The following is a 14,299-nucleotide window of genomic DNA, read 5'->3' as shown; positions in this document are numbered from 1 at the left end:
GGCGGATCACCTTCGTCAGCCCGGAGCGCGATGACCAGGTCGCCCGCCGCAAGGGCAAAGCCCCCGTGGCGGGCGAGCACCGGCCTTCGACACCGAGGTCTACAAGCAGCGCAACGTGGTCGAGCGGTGCTCCAGCCGGCTAAACCGTTTCGTGGACTCGGCTACCCGCAGGACAGCTCCTAGACGGTGACCTCTTCCCGCGGCGCGCGGACGCGGCCCCACGCGGTGCCGACGAGCACCAGTGCCACCAGGGTCAGCGCCGCCGCGACCTCGGGCAGCACCAGTGGCCCGCCGGACGTCAGGACCGCGCCCCCGACCACGCCGGACAGCCCGACGCCGAGGTAGATCGCCGACGCGTTGAGCGAGAGCACCAGGCCCGCGTGGCCCGGGGCCAGCTCGATCAGGCGGTGCTGCACCGGCGGGCTGAACGACCACGTCGCCACGCCCCACAGGAACAGCGCCACGCCGGCCGCGATCGGGGTTGTCGTCGCGACCGGCAGCAGCGCCAGCACGACGGTGATCCCGGCCGTCACGACGAGCAGCGGCGCGCGCGAACCCCAGCGGTCGGCCGCCCGGCCGCCGGCGAAGTTGCCGACCGCGCCGCCGACGCCGTAGCAGAAGAGCAGGATCGTGACGGCCGTGCCGTGGAGGCCCGCGGTCGCGGCCAGCAGCGGGGACACGAACGTGTAGACCATGAACGCGGCGAGGCACCCGAGGACCGTCACGGCCAGCATGACGAGCACGCGCGGGTCGCGGCCGGCGGCGAACCGTTCGGCCAGGGTGACCCGCGGCGGCGCGGCGACCGACGGCAGCGCCATCCGCACGGCCAGCGCGCTCGCCAGCGAGAACGCGGCGACCAGCGCGAACGCCGTCCGGTAGCCGAGGTGCTGCGAGATGAGACTGCCCAGCGGCACGCCGAAGATGAGCGCGACGGTCAGCCCGCCGAACACGAGCGCGATCGCGCGGCCCCGGCGTTCCGGGCTGGTCAGCTGGGCCGCGACGGCACTCGCCGCCGGGGTGAACACCGCGGCGCCGATCGCGGTCACCACCCGGGCCAGCAGGAGCGTGCCGTAGCCGGGCGCGAGCGCGGCGAACAGGTTGCCGGCGGCGGTCACGGCGAGCGCGGCGACCAGCAGCGTCCGGCGCTCCCAGGTGCCGGTGACGGCGGCGAAGATCGGCGAGCCGACCGCGTACGCGATGGCGAAGGCGGTGACGAGCTGCGCCGCGGCGGTGGCCGAGACGTGCAGCTCACCGGTCAGCGCCGGCAGCAGCCCGGCCACGATGTACCCGCTGGTCCCGACGCCGAACGCGCCGAAGGCCAGCACCGAGATCCTCGAGGACGAGGGTGTGGACATGGGTGAGTCCCCCAAGCGGAGCGGGTGATTGGTTCGACGAACGTCGTAGTTCGACCATCACCGTACTACGCCCCTCCGACAATTTCGACCGGCGTCGTACAATGGCCTCATGGCCAAGACCGCCGCGCTGCCGCCGATCGTTCACCCGGAGCTGGACGAGATCACCGTCGAAGGGGTGCTCCGCGCCCTGGCCGACCCGGTGCGGCTGGGCATCGTCCGCCAGCTCGCGGCGGCGGACTGCGAGCTCGCGTGCGGCGCGCTCACCGTCCCGGTGACCAAGTCCACAATCACCCACCACCTGAGCATCCTGCGCCAGGCCGGCGTCGTGGCCGGCCGCCAGGAGGGGACGACCCGGTTCAACTCGTTGCGCCGCAACGATCTCGACGCCCTGTTCCCCGGCCTGCTGAACGGCGTCCTGGCCGCTCCGCGCTGATCATCGCGTTACGGTGTGGATCGTCACCCGCTATCGGGATGACAACGCACCCCTTCCCTTGTTGGACTGTGCGTAGGACAGCCGACGGCGCTGGGGCCGCAGGGCTGTCCTCTTTTGTGTCCACCGACTGAACCGATCCAGTACGCAACCCCGGATCGGCCAAGTAATCGTTTACCCACCTTGGAAGGAGTGCCGTGCCCGTCGCGCTGCTCGCGCTCGCCATCGGAGCCTTCGGCATCGGGACCACCGAGTTCGTCATGATGGGCGTGCTGCCCCAGGCGGCCGCCGACTTCGGCGTCGACATCCCGACCGCCGGCTACCTCATCTCCGCCTACGCCCTCGGCGTCGTCGTCGGCGCCCCGCTGCTCACCGCGGTCGCCGTCCGGCTGCCGCGCAAGACCATGCTGCTGGCCATGATGGGCCTGTTCACCCTGGGCAACGCCCTCTTCGCGCTGTCCCCCAACCAGGAGTTCGGCGTCGCGTTCCGGTTCCTGGCCGGCCTACCCCACGGCGCGTTCTTCGGCGCGGGCGCGGTCGTCGCGTCCAGCCTCGTCGGGCCGGGCCAGCGCGCCAAGGCCGTGTCGCTGATGTTCCTCGGCCTGACCCTGGCGAACGTCATCGGCGTGCCGCTGGGCACGCTGCTGGGCCAGCAGGTCGGCTGGCGCGCCACCTTCGGCGTCGTCGCCGTGATCGGCCTGGTCGCCGCCGCGGCCATCGCGAAGCTGGTGCCCCACCAGGGCCGGCCCGCCGACGCGTCGCTGCGCACCGAGCTCGGCGCGTTCAAGCGGCCGCAGGTGCACCTCGCGCTGGCGATCGTCACGTTCGGACTCGGCGGCGTCTTCGCCTGCCTGTCCTACATCACGCCGATGCTGACCGACGTCGCCGGCTACTCGCCGTCGAACGTCACCCTGCTGCTGTCCCTGGCCGGGGTCGGCATGACGATCGGCAACCTGCTCGGCGGCCGCCTGGCCGACCGCGCGCTGATGCCGGGCCTGTACGCCGCGCTGCTGGCGCTGGCCTGCGTGCTCGGGATCTTCACGATCACCGCGCAGGGCAAGGTCGGCGCGGCGATCACGATCTTCTTCGTCGGCGTCGCCGGGTTCATGATCGGCCCGATGATGCAGGCGCGGATCATGGAGAAGGCGGGCGGCACACCGTCCCTGGTGTCGGCCGCCGTCCAGTCCGCGTTCAACATCGCCAACTCGATCGGGGCCTACCTCGGCGGCCTGGTGATCGCCGGCGGGCTCGGCCTGGTCGCCCCGAACTGGGTCGGCGCGTTGCTGGCCGTCTTCGGACTGTCGCTGGCGATCGTGTCGGGCACTTTGGACCGTCGCGAGGCCAAGGCCGAACGGCGTGAGCTCGCGATGGCTTCCTAGCTCGAACTGAGCGGGCCGCCGATGATCGTCAGGGCCACGTACAGCACCGCCGCCGCGAGGCCGGTGTAGGTCACGATGTCGACGACCTTGCCGCGGATCGCGAGCAGCCCGGCCCGCTCCGTCGGCAGCACCGCCCGCAGCACCCCGGCGAGGAGGAGTGCGGCGCCGATCAGCGCCGCGCCCTCCCGCCAGTGGTACTGGACGATCCGCAGCACCGCGACGGCCACCACCAGCAGCACCACCGCGAACGGCAGCTGGGTGAACCTGGCCCGTCCGCCCCGGCGGTCGTGCACGTCCCGCCGGTCCTCGGTCATCGTCATCGGCCCTGGAGACCTTGGACCGAGCGCTCCGCCGCTTCGACGACGTTGCTCACCAGCATCGCCCGGGTCATCGGCCCGACCCCGCCGGGGTTCGGCGAAATCCAGCCGGCCACCTCGGCCACGTCCGGGTGAACATCACCGGTGAGCTTGCCGTCCACGTGGGACACGCCCACGTCGAGCACCGCGGCGCCCGGCGCGACCATGTCCGGCGTGATGATCCCCGGCACGCCGGCCGCGGCGACCACGATGTCCGCCCGGCGGACCTCGGCGGCGAGGTCGCGGGTGCCGGTGTGGCACAAGGTGACGGTCGAGTTCTCGCTGCGGCGGGTCAGCAGCAGGCCCAGCGTCCGGCCGACGGTGATGCCGCGGCCGACCACGGTGACGCGTGCGCCGTTCAGCTCGACGCCGTGGCGCTTGAGCAGCTCGATGATCCCGTACGGCGTGCACGGCAGCGCGCCCTGCTGGCCGAGCACCAGCCGGCCGAGGCTGACCGGGGCGAGGCCGTCGGCGTCCTTCTCCGGGTCGATGCGCTCGAGCACGCGGTTCGCGTCGAGGTGCTTCGGCAGCGGCAGCTGGACGATGTAGCCGTGGCAGGACGGGTCGGCGTTCAGCTCGTCGACGACGGCTTCGAGCTTCTCCTGGGTGATGTCGGCCGGCAGGTCGCGGCGGATCGAGTTGATCCCGATCTTTCCGCTGTCGGCGTGCTTCATCCGCACGTACGAGTGCGACCCCGGGTCGTCGCCGACCAGGACGGTGCCCAGGCCCGGCGTCACCCCCTTCGCGGCCAGCGCCGCGACGCGCGGCTCGAGCTCCGCGAAAATGGCGTTCTTGGTGGCCTTGCCGTCGAGAATCTTCGCCGTCACGGGGCCCATTCTGGCAAAGCGACCCCCGCGCGTCGCTTCCAGGCGCGCGTGGTCGCAGCCCGTAGAGTGATCGTCACCCCCACACGGTCCACTCGCGACGCTGCCCGCGATCAAGCTGTGATCTACCGCACGTCGCATCGCACGAGGTCAGGCCGGGTGCCGCCGGGTAGCCGAGCGGCAAAACCCACATGCGGGGTGCACTCGCGCGCGCGAACAGTCAAAATGTCCCCGTGGCACAACCGACGACGCAGCTGAACGCGACCGAGCAGGACACCCTGGTCAAGCAGATCGGACTTGCCCTGCTCCGTGCCGCCCCGCGCGACTGGCGCAAGGTCACCGCGGAGTACCGAGCCGTCGGGAGGTACCACGAGCTCGCCGGCCAGATCGTCACCGAGGACGGCACGGTGCACGAGTGGCTCGCCACCCACGACATCGCGACCCTCTTCGGCAGGCTGCGCGGGGGCATGTACCGCGACGGCCGCGGGACGTGGTTCAACGCGCGCTACCAGCTCGACCACCCGTCCAGCTACAACCTCGAGTACAACCGCGACGAGCCGGTGTGGAACCTCGTGCCGCCGCCGCAGGCCTACTCGGACGAGCTGCGGATGTTCCCGCGCACCGAGGACAACGTGCCCGAGTGGCTGATCCGGCGGATGTCCGGGCTCGGCCCGGAGCAGCCGGGGCCGCACTTCCGGATCGCCCGGATCTTCGACACGATCGGCCCCGCCGGCCGTCCGGTGATCAACCGCCCCGACCTCGAGGTCGAGGAGCAGGACCGGCTGCTGGAGTACCTCGACCACGCCCCGCTCGTCGTCACCGAGCGCGGCTACGACATCGACCGGCTGGCCGCGGCGCCCGAGGCCACCGTGCCGGTCGCCTTCCACAGCGACGGCCAGTGGATCTGGCCCGCCGCCGTCAACTTCTACCTGCGCAAGTACGGCGTTTCGCCCGAGTCGGACCTGGTCGAGCACGTCCGCACGGTCGGCTTCAAGCTGCCGCTGGTCGACGAGCCGACGCTGCAGGCCGCCGGCGCGTACCTGACCCGCGGCAACCAGCCGCCCCCGCAGCAGCAGCGCCCGGCCGGGCCGCCGCCCCAGGGACCGCCGCCGCAGGGCCCGCCGCCCCAGCAGCAGGCGCCCGCGGGCCCGCCGCCGACCCTGGTCGCGCCGGCGGTGCCGGTCGCGCCGCCCCAGCAGCACCAGGAGCCGCCCGCGCCGGTGGAACCGGCGGCCCACGCCCCCGAGCCGGAAGCCCCGGCCGAGGAGCACGCCTACGCCGAAGAGACCGCGTTCGCCGAAGAGGGCTACGACGACCAGGAGTTCGACGACCGCTTCGCCGAGGAGGACTCCTACGGCGAGGAGGAGTACGAACACCCCGAGCACGCCGCCGGCTCCAACGGCACTTCGCCGGAGCCGGGCCGGGTGCCCGACCTCGAGGAGACCGCGGAGTACGTCCCCGACCAGCCGATCGGGAGCGAGGACGAGCCGCACGAGGACGAGGGCCGGTTCGACGACGAGCAGGCGGCGGAGCCCACCTCCCACCGCGAGGACGACGCGCACCCCGCGTTCGACCCCGGTCCCCACCGGGACGACGAGCCGGCGCACGCGGCGTTCCAGCCCGATCAGGAGCAGGCCGACGAGCCCGCCCACGCGGCGTTCCAGCCGGATCAGGACGAGCCGGCGCACGCGGCCTTCGCGCCCGCCCAGGACGAGCCGGCGTTCACGCCGGGCCGGTCCCGGCCGGACGAGGCGCCGCGCGGCGGGTTCCAGCCGCCGGAGCGTCCCGATTTCGACCCCGGCCCGCCGACCATGATCACCCAGACCGAGGTGCCCGGCGTGCTGCCGGTGCCGGAGCCGCCGGCACCCGAACCCGAGCCGGCCCCCCGCTCGGGCCGCCGTGCGCTGCGCCGCGAGACCCCGGACCACCCCGTGCTCGCCGGCCTGCAGACCAAGCTGGACGAGCTCGAGGTGCCCGAAAGCGGCTACAAGCTGGGTGAGCCCGCCGAGCACGGGTGGAGCGTCGAGCAGGTCGACGACGGCTGGCGCGTCGGCTGGTACGACGGCAAGCTCAGCAACCCCGCGGTGTTCGGCGACGCCGAGGACGCGGCCGCGTTCATGCTCGGCAAGCTGCTGCTCAACCCGGAGGGCCACGTGCCCGAGGAGCCGCCCGCTCCCGAGCCGGAACCGGAGCCCGAACCCGAGCCGGAACCGGTGCCGCAGCGGGTCGTCGCGACGCTGTCGCCGGAGGTCGCGACCGGCTCGTACCCGGTCCGCAAGCCGGAGCCGGTGCCCGCCCAGGAGCAGACGGCGTTCACGAGCGCCGAGGAGCTGTTCGGCGACCTCGAGGACGACGAGCCGCCGGCCCCGCCGCGCCAGCCCGCGCCGGTCCCGGCCGGGCCACCGCCCGTGGCCCAGCAGCAGGCCGGTCCGCCGCCCGCGCCGCCCCGGCGTGAGCCGCCGTCGGCGCCGACCGTCCTGGCGGCCCCGGTGTCGCCGGGTGCCCCGCCGATGGGCGTTCCGGCCGCACCGCCGGTGCCACCGGCACCGCCCGCACCGCCGCGCCGTGAGGAGCCGGCCCGCCCGGCCGTCAACGGCGGTGGTGGCGGTGGCCAGCAGCAGTGGCCGATCGGCCCGATGTCCGGCGAGCCGCCGCTGACGCTCTTCCGCGGCAAGGAGCTGCGCGAGCTGCCCGCGGGCAGCGAGCTGGACCGCTTCGGCGGCCCGAACGGCAACCTGACGTACGCGGCGGGGACGCCGTTCGCCGAGCGGTCCCTGGTGCCCGAGTGGGTGAACCGGCCGTACCACGTCTACCGCGTGCAGCGGCCGCTCGAGGCGCTGGCCGGCGTCGCGATCCCGTGGTTCAACCAGCCGGGTGGCGGGTCGGCGTACCTGCTGCCGGCGTCGATCGAAGAGCTCGTCGCCGAGGGCGACCTGATCGAGCTCGACCCGGGCGAACCCCCGATCGACTGATCTCCCGCGAAGGCCCCGGCGCTGCCGGGGCCTTCGCGTTTCAGCGGACGACGAGCCCGTGGGCGGCGGCGAAGGCGATGGCCGTCTCGACGTCGACCTCGGCACCGCGCAGATCGGCCTGGACCAAGGCGTTCGCGTCGAGACGCGCACCGCGCAGGTCCGCGCCGTCGAGCTTCGCGGCCTGGAGCCGGGCGCCGGTCAGGTCGCTGCCGCGCAGGTCGGCGCCGGCGAGGTCGGCCTCGGTCAGGTTGGCTTCGCGCAGCCGCAGCCCGGAGAGGCCCAGCTTGCGCAGCCGCGCTTTCGCGAGCGACGCCAGCGAGAGGTCGCACTCGGTGAGGGCGATGCCGGCGAACCCGCACTCGGCGAACGACGAGCCGAGCAGCGAGCACGACGTCCACCGGCTTTCGACGAGCACCGAGCGGTCGAAGGTGCACGAGCGGAACGCGGACGCGTCGTGCCGCGAGCGCGACAGATCGGCCCGGCCGAAATCGCAGTCGTCGAAGGTGCAGCCGCGCGTGCGCAGCCCGCTCAGGTCCGCGCCGGTGAAGTCGCACCCGGTGAACCGGCGCTTTTCCCACCACTGCCCGGACAACACCGCTTCGCGGTAGTCCTCCCCGGTCTCCAGCACGGCCCCAGGGTGCCACACACGCCGGCGGCTAGAGCTGCGCACCCTGGACGTAGTTCATCGCCTCGACGTACTCGGGCAGCTGCGCGCGCCGCGCCATTTCGGCTTCGTCCAGGTTCTCCAGGCGGGTCTGGATCCACCACAGGTTGCCGAAGGGATCGCGCACGCGCCCGACCCGGTCACCGAAGAACAAAACGGTCTGGCGGGTCACCTCGATCGCCCCCGCTTCGATCGCTCGTCGCTGCGTTTCTTCGCTGTCCGGCACGTAAAGCCGGAGGAACGCCGGGGTCGCGGCCCAACCGTCCGGCGAGTCGAACGCCATCACGACCGCGTCGCCGATGCGGGCCTCCGCGTGGCCGATCTTGCCGTCTTCGCCCACGACGCGGCCGAGCTCTTCGGCGCCGAACGCGCGCTTCAGGAAGTCGAGCAGTCCGGCGGTGTCGTGGCCGATGATCCACGGGGTGACCGTCGTGTAGCCGTCGGGAACCATGTTTCCTCCTCAGTCGGGGTGGCCCCGACCGTACGATCGAAATAGGACAGTTCCTGACCGCTGCATACTGGGCCCATGGGAGTTCCGCTGCGGCCGCTCGCGGCGCGGTCGGTCTACCGCGAAGTCGCGCCGCCCGCCGCGCTCGCCGGGGTCCTGGCCTGCGGCTGGCACGGGCGCACCGGCTGGGCGCGGCCGCTGCGCGTGCTCCCCGACGGCTGCGCGGACCTCGTCTGGGACGGCGACGCGCTCACCGTGGTCGTCACCGTCGGCGCTCCCCTGCGGCTGTGGGTGCCGGAGGCAGCGTCCCGCGTCGGCGTGCGGCTGCGGTGCGGGGCCGCGGCCGCCGTGCTCGGCACGTCGATGCCGGAACTGCCGGCCGTGACGCGGCTGAGCGACCTCTGGGGCGCGGACGCCCGGCGCGCCGAGGACCAGCTCGCGTCCTCCGATCCCGTTGCCCAGCGTGGAATCCTCGAGACGCTCGTCGCCCGCCGGAGTGCGACGCCGGACCGGCGGGTGCTGGCAGCCGTGCGAGCCCTCGGCGCGACCGCGCGGACGTCCGACGTCGCCGTGGGGATCAGCGAACGCACGTTGCGGCGGCACTTCGTCCACGCCGTCGGTGCCGGGCCGAAGCAGCTGCACCGCGTCCGGCGGTTCCAGCGGTTCCTGCGCTCCTTGGAGTCGCTTGCGGCCGGCCGGGCGTCGCTGGCCGGTGTCGCCGCCGGGCTCGGGTACGCCGACCAGTCGCACCTCGGCCGCGAATGCCGTCGCCTGTCCGGCTCCTCCCCCGCGGCGCTCGTGCGCGTGGCCGAAAAGTTCCAGACGCCGCCCCGGCCCGCGCGCCACGATCGTCCCCATGTTCCGAGTCACCATCGCGGTGCGCGCTGACGACCTCGACGTCAACGGCCACGTCCGCGGCCCGGCCTACCTCGCCTACGCCGACCACGCGCGCTGGGTGTGCGTGCGGGCGGCGGGCATCGACCCGGCCGAGCTGACCGCGCGCCGGATCGGCCCGGTCAACCTGGAGACGACCGTGCGGTTCCACCGCGAGCTCGTCCCGGGCAGCGAGGTCTCGGTCAGCTGCGCGTTCCAGTGGGGCGAGGGCAAGACTTCCCGCGTGGTGCAGGAGTTCCACGCCCCGGACGGCACGCTCGTCGCTTCGGTGTCTTCGGTCTCGGGTCTGCTGGACCTCGACCGGCGGCGGCTGCTCCCCGACCCCGGCTCGCACTGGCGCTCACTCGCGAAGCACCCCGAACTGCTCGGCCTGGCCCCGAAAACCGCGTGAGCTTTCCCGGGCGGCTCACTACGGTGACGACCGTGCCCGACCACGACTATGTCGATCCTTACCTCGCCTCGCTCTACGACGCCATGAACCCGCGCGAGAGCAGCGGCGACTTCGCGTTCTACCTGCCGATGATCATGGCGGCGGAGTCGGTGCTCGACGTCGGCTGCGGTACCGGTTCCCTGCTGCATTGGGCGCGCGAGTCCGGCCACGAAGGACGGCTCGTCGGCCTCGATCCCGCCGAAGGCATGCTCATCCAGGCCCGCCGCCGGGACGACATCGAGTGGGTGCACGGCGATTTGTCGACCGTGGCTTGGGACAGCGAGTTCGACTTCGCCGTGATGACCGGGCACGCGTTCCAGGTGCTGCTCACCGACGACGAACTGCGCACGGCGTTCTCGGCGATCCGGCGGGCATTGCGCCCCGGCGGCCGGTTCGGCTTCGACACCCGCAACCCGGCGGCCCGCGCCTGGGAGCGCTGGACGCCGTCGAACGTCTGGGAAGCCGGCGAAGTGCGGTCGTGGAACGACGCCGGGCCGTTCGAGAACGGGTACGTCAGCTTCAAGACGACGTACGAGAGTCCGGCATGGGACGCGCCGCAGTACAGCAAGAGCACCTTGCGGTTCCTGGACGTTCCTTCCCTGGGCGAGTTCGTCGCGGAGGCCGGCTTGATCGTCGACGAGCAGTACGGCTACTGGGATCGCACCCCGGTGACCGAGGACAGCCCCGAGATCGTCACGATCGTGCGGCGTCCCCTCACCTGAAGTCCCGCGACTTCGCCTTGATCCGCATCGGCAGCGCCTCGACGCGGTCGGCGAGGACGCTCACGACGCCGTCGGCCTTCTCCACCACCCCGCGGATCAGCAGCGCCGGGCTGGCCCGCGCGACACGGTGGTAGCGCTGCCACAGGCCGAGCGTGCAGATCACGTTGACCATCCCCGTCTCGTCCTCGATGTTGAGGAAGGTGACCCCGCCCGCGGTCGCCGGGCGCTGCCGGTGCGTGACGGCGCCGCCGATCAGCACGCGCGCGCCGTCTTCGAGGTCGGCCAGGCCGTTCGCCGGGACGACGCCGAGCGCGTCGAGGCGGTCGCGGATGAACTCGGTCGGGTAGCTGTCCGGCGAGACCCCGGTCGCCCAGACGTCGGCCGCCGCGAGGTCGAGGCCGTCCATCCCGGGCAGCACCGGGGCCGTCCCGCCGACCAGGCCCGGCAGCTTCTCCGGGCGTTCCCCGGCGACGGCGCCCGCGGTCCACAGCGCCTGCCGGCGGTCGCCGCCGAACCCGGCGAACGCGCCCGCCGTGGCCAGCGCCTCGATCTGCGGGGTCTTCAGCCGCACGCGGCGGGCGACGTCGGCCATGTCGGTGAAGTCGCCGTTCGCTTGTCTTTCGGCCACGATCCCCTTCGCGACGTCCTCGCCGATCATCCGGACGGTGCTCAGCCCGGTGCGCACAGCGTGTCCGTTGTCCGGCAACGGTTCCAGCGTCGCGTGCGGGAGGCTGCGGTTGATGTCCGGGCCGTGCACGGTGACGCCGTGGCGCCGCGCGTCGGCGACCAGTGACTGCGGTGAGTAGAAGCCCATCGGCTGCGCACGCAGCAGGCCCGCCAGGAACGCGTCCGGGTGGTAATACTTGAAGTAGGCGCTGGAAAACACGAGGTGCGCGAAGCTCAGCGCGTGGCTTTCCGGGAAGCCGAAGTTGGCGAAGGCCTTGAGCTTCAGGAAGATCTTCTGCGCCAGCTCGTCTTCGACCCCGTTCGCGGCGGCGCCTTCGAGGAACCGCTGCCGCAGCCGGTCCATCTTCCGGTCCGAGCGCTTCGACCCCATCGCGTGCCGCAGCTGGTCGGCCTCCGCCGCGGTGAAGTTCGCGACGTCGAGCGCGATCTGCATCATCTGCTCCTGGAACAGCGGCACGCCTTTGGTTTTGTGCAGCGCGTTTTCCAGCAGTGGGTGGTCGTACTCCCACTCCTCGATGCCTTGCTTGCGGCGGATGTAGGGGTGCACCGAACCGCCCTGGATCGGGCCGGGCCGGATCAGCGCCACCTCGACCGCGAGGTCGTAGAACTCGGTGGGCCGCAGCCGCGGCAGCGTGGCCAGCTGCGCGCGGCTCTCGACCTGGAACACGCCGATGGCGTCGGCGCGGCGGAGCATGCCGTAGATGTTCTGGTCGGTGAGGTCCAGCTCGGCGAGGTCGATCTTCTCGCCCTTGTACTCCTCGACGAGGTCGAGCATGTAGTGCAGCGCCGAGAGCATGCCGAGACCGAGCAGGTCGAACTTGACGAGCCCGGCGGCCGCGCAGTCCTCCTTCTCCCACTGGATGACGCTGCGATCGGCCATCCGCGCCCACTCGACCGGCACGACCTGGCTCACCGGCTCGTGGCACATGACCATCCCGCCGGAGTGGATGCCCAGGTGACGCGGGAAGTCCTCGAGCGCGAAGGCGAGCTGCACGACGTCGTCCGGGATGTCGTGGTCGTGGTCCTTTTCGGTGCTGCGCAAGGAACCCCAGCGGTCGATCTGCTTGCTCCAGGCGTCCTGCTGGCCCGGCGAGTAGCCCAACGCTCTCGCGGCGTCGCGGACGGCGGACCGGGCGCGGTAGGTGATGACGTTCGCGACCTGGGCGGTTCTCAGGCGGCCGTGCTTCTCGAAGACGTACTGGATGGCCTCCTCGCGGCGGTCGGACTCGATGTCGAGGTCGATGTCGGGGTAGCCGTCGCGGTCCGGGGCGAGGAAGCGTTCGAAGAGCAACTTGTTGGCCACCGAGTCGACCTTCGTGATGCCGAGCGCGTAGCAGACGGCCGAGTTCGCGGCCGAACCCCTGCCCTGGCAAAGGATTTTGTTGTCGTTGCAGAAGCGGACGATGTCCCAGACGATCAGGAAGTACCCCGGGAAGCCGAGGTCTTCGATGATCTCGAGTTCGTGCTCGATCTGGTCGTTCGCCTGCTCTTCGTGTTCTTTGCCGCCGAAGCGCTCCTCTGCGCCTTTTCGGGTGAGTTCGCGCAGGTAGGTCGTCTCGGTGTGGCCTTCGGGGACGTCGAAGGGCGGCAGCTTGGGCGCGATGAGCTTGAGCGGGAACGCGCATTCCATGCCCAGGAGCGCGGAGCGGCGGACGGCGCCGGGGTAGCGCCGGAACAGGACGTCCATTTCGGCACCGCTGCGGAGGAACGCGGTCCCGGCCGCGGGCAGCCAGCCTTCGAGCTCGTCGATGCCGCGGCGGGCGCGGATGGCGGCGAGGGCGTCGGCGAGCGGGGCGCGTTCCGGCCGGGCGTAGTGCGCGGCGGTGGTGGCCACGGTCGGGAGGTGCAGTTCCTCGGCGAGCTTCGTCAGGACGTCGTTGTGGGTACTGTCGAGCGGCTGGCGGTGGTCGGTGAGCTCGACGTAGACGTTGTCCTGGCCGAAGCGGTCTGTCAGTTCTTTCAGTTTCTCCGCGGCGGCCGCCGGGCCGTGCGTGACGAGGGCGGAGCGCACCGCGCCTTTGCGGCAGCCGGTGAGGACGACACACTGCCCGGCGACTTCCTCGGCGACGGCACCGAGGTCGTAGATCGGCTTGCCCTTCTCGGCGTCTTCGTGGATCTGGGCGGCGGTGATGGCGCGGCAGAGGGCCCGGTAGCCCTGGTCACCGCGGGCGAGCAGCAGGAGGTGTTCGCCTTCGGGGTCGGCGACGCCGTTCTGCGGGTTCCGGAGGCCGAAGCTGAGCTCGGTGCCGAAGACGGTGTTGACGCCGAGTTCCCGCGCGGCCTCGGCGAAGCGGACGACGCCGTACATGCCGTCGTGGTCAGTGAGGGCGATGGCATCGAGCTGGAGGCGAGCGGCTTCTTCGACGAGCTCTTCGGGGTGGCTGGCGCCGTCGAGGAAGCTGAAGTTGGAGTGGCAGTGCAGCTCGGCGTAGGGAACGCGGACGGTCTCGCCGCCATCGTCGTTGCGCCGGGTGGGGAGATCACCGGGCCGCTGGTAGGCCTCGCGGCGCCGGCCCCAGGCGGGGCTGTCACCGTGGTCACCGGCCGGCACCCCGCCGGCGAGGGTGCGGGCGAGGTCCTTCCAGCGGACGGGTGGGTTGTTCCAGCCCATCTAGCAACCCCCGGACTCATCCTGCTGCCGGCGGCGACGGTGCCAGCTGCTGGGGTGGTTCCAGCGGCTCCGGGCCTCGGCTTCGGTCAGAGGCCGGGTTTCCGCGGCTTCCTCCGGCCGGCGGCTCCGGGTGTCGGGCTCGGCGGCTGCCTCCCGCAGCCGCCCCGACGGGTGATCCCGGCGGCTCCGGGCCTCGGCCCCGCTGATGCGGCAGCCGTTCTCCTTCGAGGTGCGCGGAACCGGCAGCGTGATCACCGGGCAGACCCACTCCTCCTCGAGTTCGGGTTCGGCGGCGGGCAGCTTCCCGCGAACCGTCCACCTCTCGCCCGAGTCGGGCTGGGGCGCCGGGAGCTGCTCGCCGACCACGGAGCCCTCGTCGGCCGCCGGAGCCCGATCGGCGGCCACCCATCCCCCCTCAGCCGCCGGGGCCGGTACTTCGCGCAGCCACTCGCGCTCTTCCTCAGGCGTTGCTCCCGGTTCGGCGCGCAGCCAGGCTCGGAGCTTGCGTGCGTAGTCCTCGTCCATGC

General features: G+C 72.3%; 13 protein-coding genes. 6 read left to right on the top strand and 7 right to left on the bottom strand.

What is annotated here, in order from left to right:
* Positions 1 to 179: 179 nt before the first annotated feature.
* Positions 180 to 1,355 carry an MFS transporter gene (locus QSK39_RS36845; protein WP_285482440.1) on the bottom strand — a complete coding sequence of 392 codons (1,176 nt, stop codon included), beginning with the start codon at positions 1,353 to 1,355 and terminating at the stop codon, positions 180 to 182.
* A 109-nt stretch (positions 1,356 to 1,464) separates the two neighbouring features.
* Here QSK39_RS36845 and QSK39_RS36840 point away from each other — a divergent pair, with 109 nt between their 5' ends.
* Both QSK39_RS36840 and QSK39_RS36835 read left to right on the top strand, forming a co-directional pair.
* A complete protein-coding gene (locus QSK39_RS36840) occupies positions 1,465 to 1,788 on the top strand; it encodes an ArsR/SmtB family transcription factor (RefSeq protein ID WP_285482439.1) in 324 nt (107 codons plus the stop codon).
* Between the two features lie 194 nt (positions 1,789 to 1,982).
* Positions 1,983 to 3,164, top strand: coding sequence for an MFS transporter (locus tag QSK39_RS36835; protein WP_285482438.1), 1,182 nt, complete (start codon positions 1,983 to 1,985; stop codon positions 3,162 to 3,164).
* Here QSK39_RS36835 and QSK39_RS36830 read toward each other — a convergent pair.
* Together QSK39_RS36830 and QSK39_RS36825 are read right to left on the bottom strand one after the other, a co-directional pair.
* A complete protein-coding gene (locus QSK39_RS36830; protein WP_285482437.1) occupies positions 3,161 to 3,484 on the bottom strand; it encodes a DUF3017 domain-containing protein in 324 nt (107 codons plus the stop codon). The two genes, QSK39_RS36835 and QSK39_RS36830, sit on opposite strands and share 4 nt — an antisense overlap.
* The gene (locus tag QSK39_RS36825; RefSeq protein WP_285482436.1) at positions 3,481 to 4,347 is read right to left on the bottom strand and encodes a bifunctional methylenetetrahydrofolate dehydrogenase/methenyltetrahydrofolate cyclohydrolase; all 867 of its coding nucleotides are present in this window, start codon (positions 4,345 to 4,347) and stop codon (positions 3,481 to 3,483) included. Before QSK39_RS36825 ends, QSK39_RS36830 begins: the two co-directional genes overlap by 4 nt.
* A gap of 188 nt (positions 4,348 to 4,535) precedes the next feature.
* Between QSK39_RS36825 and QSK39_RS36820 the strand changes: the two genes are divergently transcribed.
* The gene (locus QSK39_RS36820; protein WP_285482435.1) at positions 4,536 to 7,316 is read left to right on the top strand and encodes a glycohydrolase toxin TNT-related protein; all 2,781 of its coding nucleotides are present in this window, start codon (positions 4,536 to 4,538) and stop codon (positions 7,314 to 7,316) included.
* Between the two features lie 40 nt (positions 7,317 to 7,356).
* On the opposite strand, the gene QSK39_RS36815 is transcribed toward QSK39_RS36820, so the two are convergent.
* A complete protein-coding gene (locus tag QSK39_RS36815; protein ID WP_285482434.1) occupies positions 7,357 to 7,944 on the bottom strand; it encodes a pentapeptide repeat-containing protein in 588 nt (195 codons plus the stop codon).
* A gap of 28 nt (positions 7,945 to 7,972) precedes the next feature.
* Entirely contained in the window at positions 7,973 to 8,431 is a 459-nt protein-coding gene (locus tag QSK39_RS36810; protein WP_285482433.1) for a VOC family protein, read from the bottom strand.
* Between the two features lie 75 nt (positions 8,432 to 8,506).
* Between QSK39_RS36810 and QSK39_RS36805 the strand changes: the two genes are divergently transcribed.
* From QSK39_RS36805 to QSK39_RS36795, 3 genes are read left to right on the top strand one after another with little or no spacing between them, the layout of a single operon-like run.
* Positions 8,507 to 9,316, top strand: a complete 810-nt coding sequence (locus QSK39_RS36805; protein ID WP_285482432.1) for a helix-turn-helix domain-containing protein — start codon at positions 8,507 to 8,509, stop codon at positions 9,314 to 9,316.
* Positions 9,285 to 9,713, top strand: coding sequence for an acyl-CoA thioesterase (locus QSK39_RS36800; protein ID WP_285482431.1), 429 nt, complete (start codon positions 9,285 to 9,287; stop codon positions 9,711 to 9,713). Before QSK39_RS36805 ends, QSK39_RS36800 begins: the two co-directional genes overlap by 32 nt.
* 32 nt (positions 9,714 to 9,745) lie before the next feature.
* Positions 9,746 to 10,474, top strand: a complete 729-nt coding sequence (locus QSK39_RS36795) for a class I SAM-dependent methyltransferase (protein ID WP_285482430.1) — start codon at positions 9,746 to 9,748, stop codon at positions 10,472 to 10,474.
* Here QSK39_RS36795 and QSK39_RS36790 read toward each other — a convergent pair.
* Complete coding sequence (locus QSK39_RS36790) at positions 10,467 to 13,772, bottom strand: error-prone DNA polymerase (protein ID WP_285482429.1); 3,306 nt, start codon at positions 13,770 to 13,772, stop codon at positions 10,467 to 10,469. The genes QSK39_RS36795 and QSK39_RS36790 overlap by 8 nt on opposite strands.
* A complete protein-coding gene (locus QSK39_RS36785) occupies positions 13,773 to 14,297 on the bottom strand; it encodes a hypothetical protein (protein ID WP_285482428.1) in 525 nt (174 codons plus the stop codon).
* Between the last annotated feature and the right edge of the window lie 2 nt (positions 14,298 to 14,299).

Origin of the sequence: Amycolatopsis sp. NBRC 101858 (assembly GCF_030269325.1) — a bacterium.
GTDB lineage: Bacteria > Actinomycetota > Actinomycetes > Mycobacteriales > Pseudonocardiaceae > Amycolatopsis > Amycolatopsis ponsaeliensis.
Note: the sequence above shows the minus strand (reverse complement) of the source record. Positions and strands in the feature narration are given on the sequence as shown.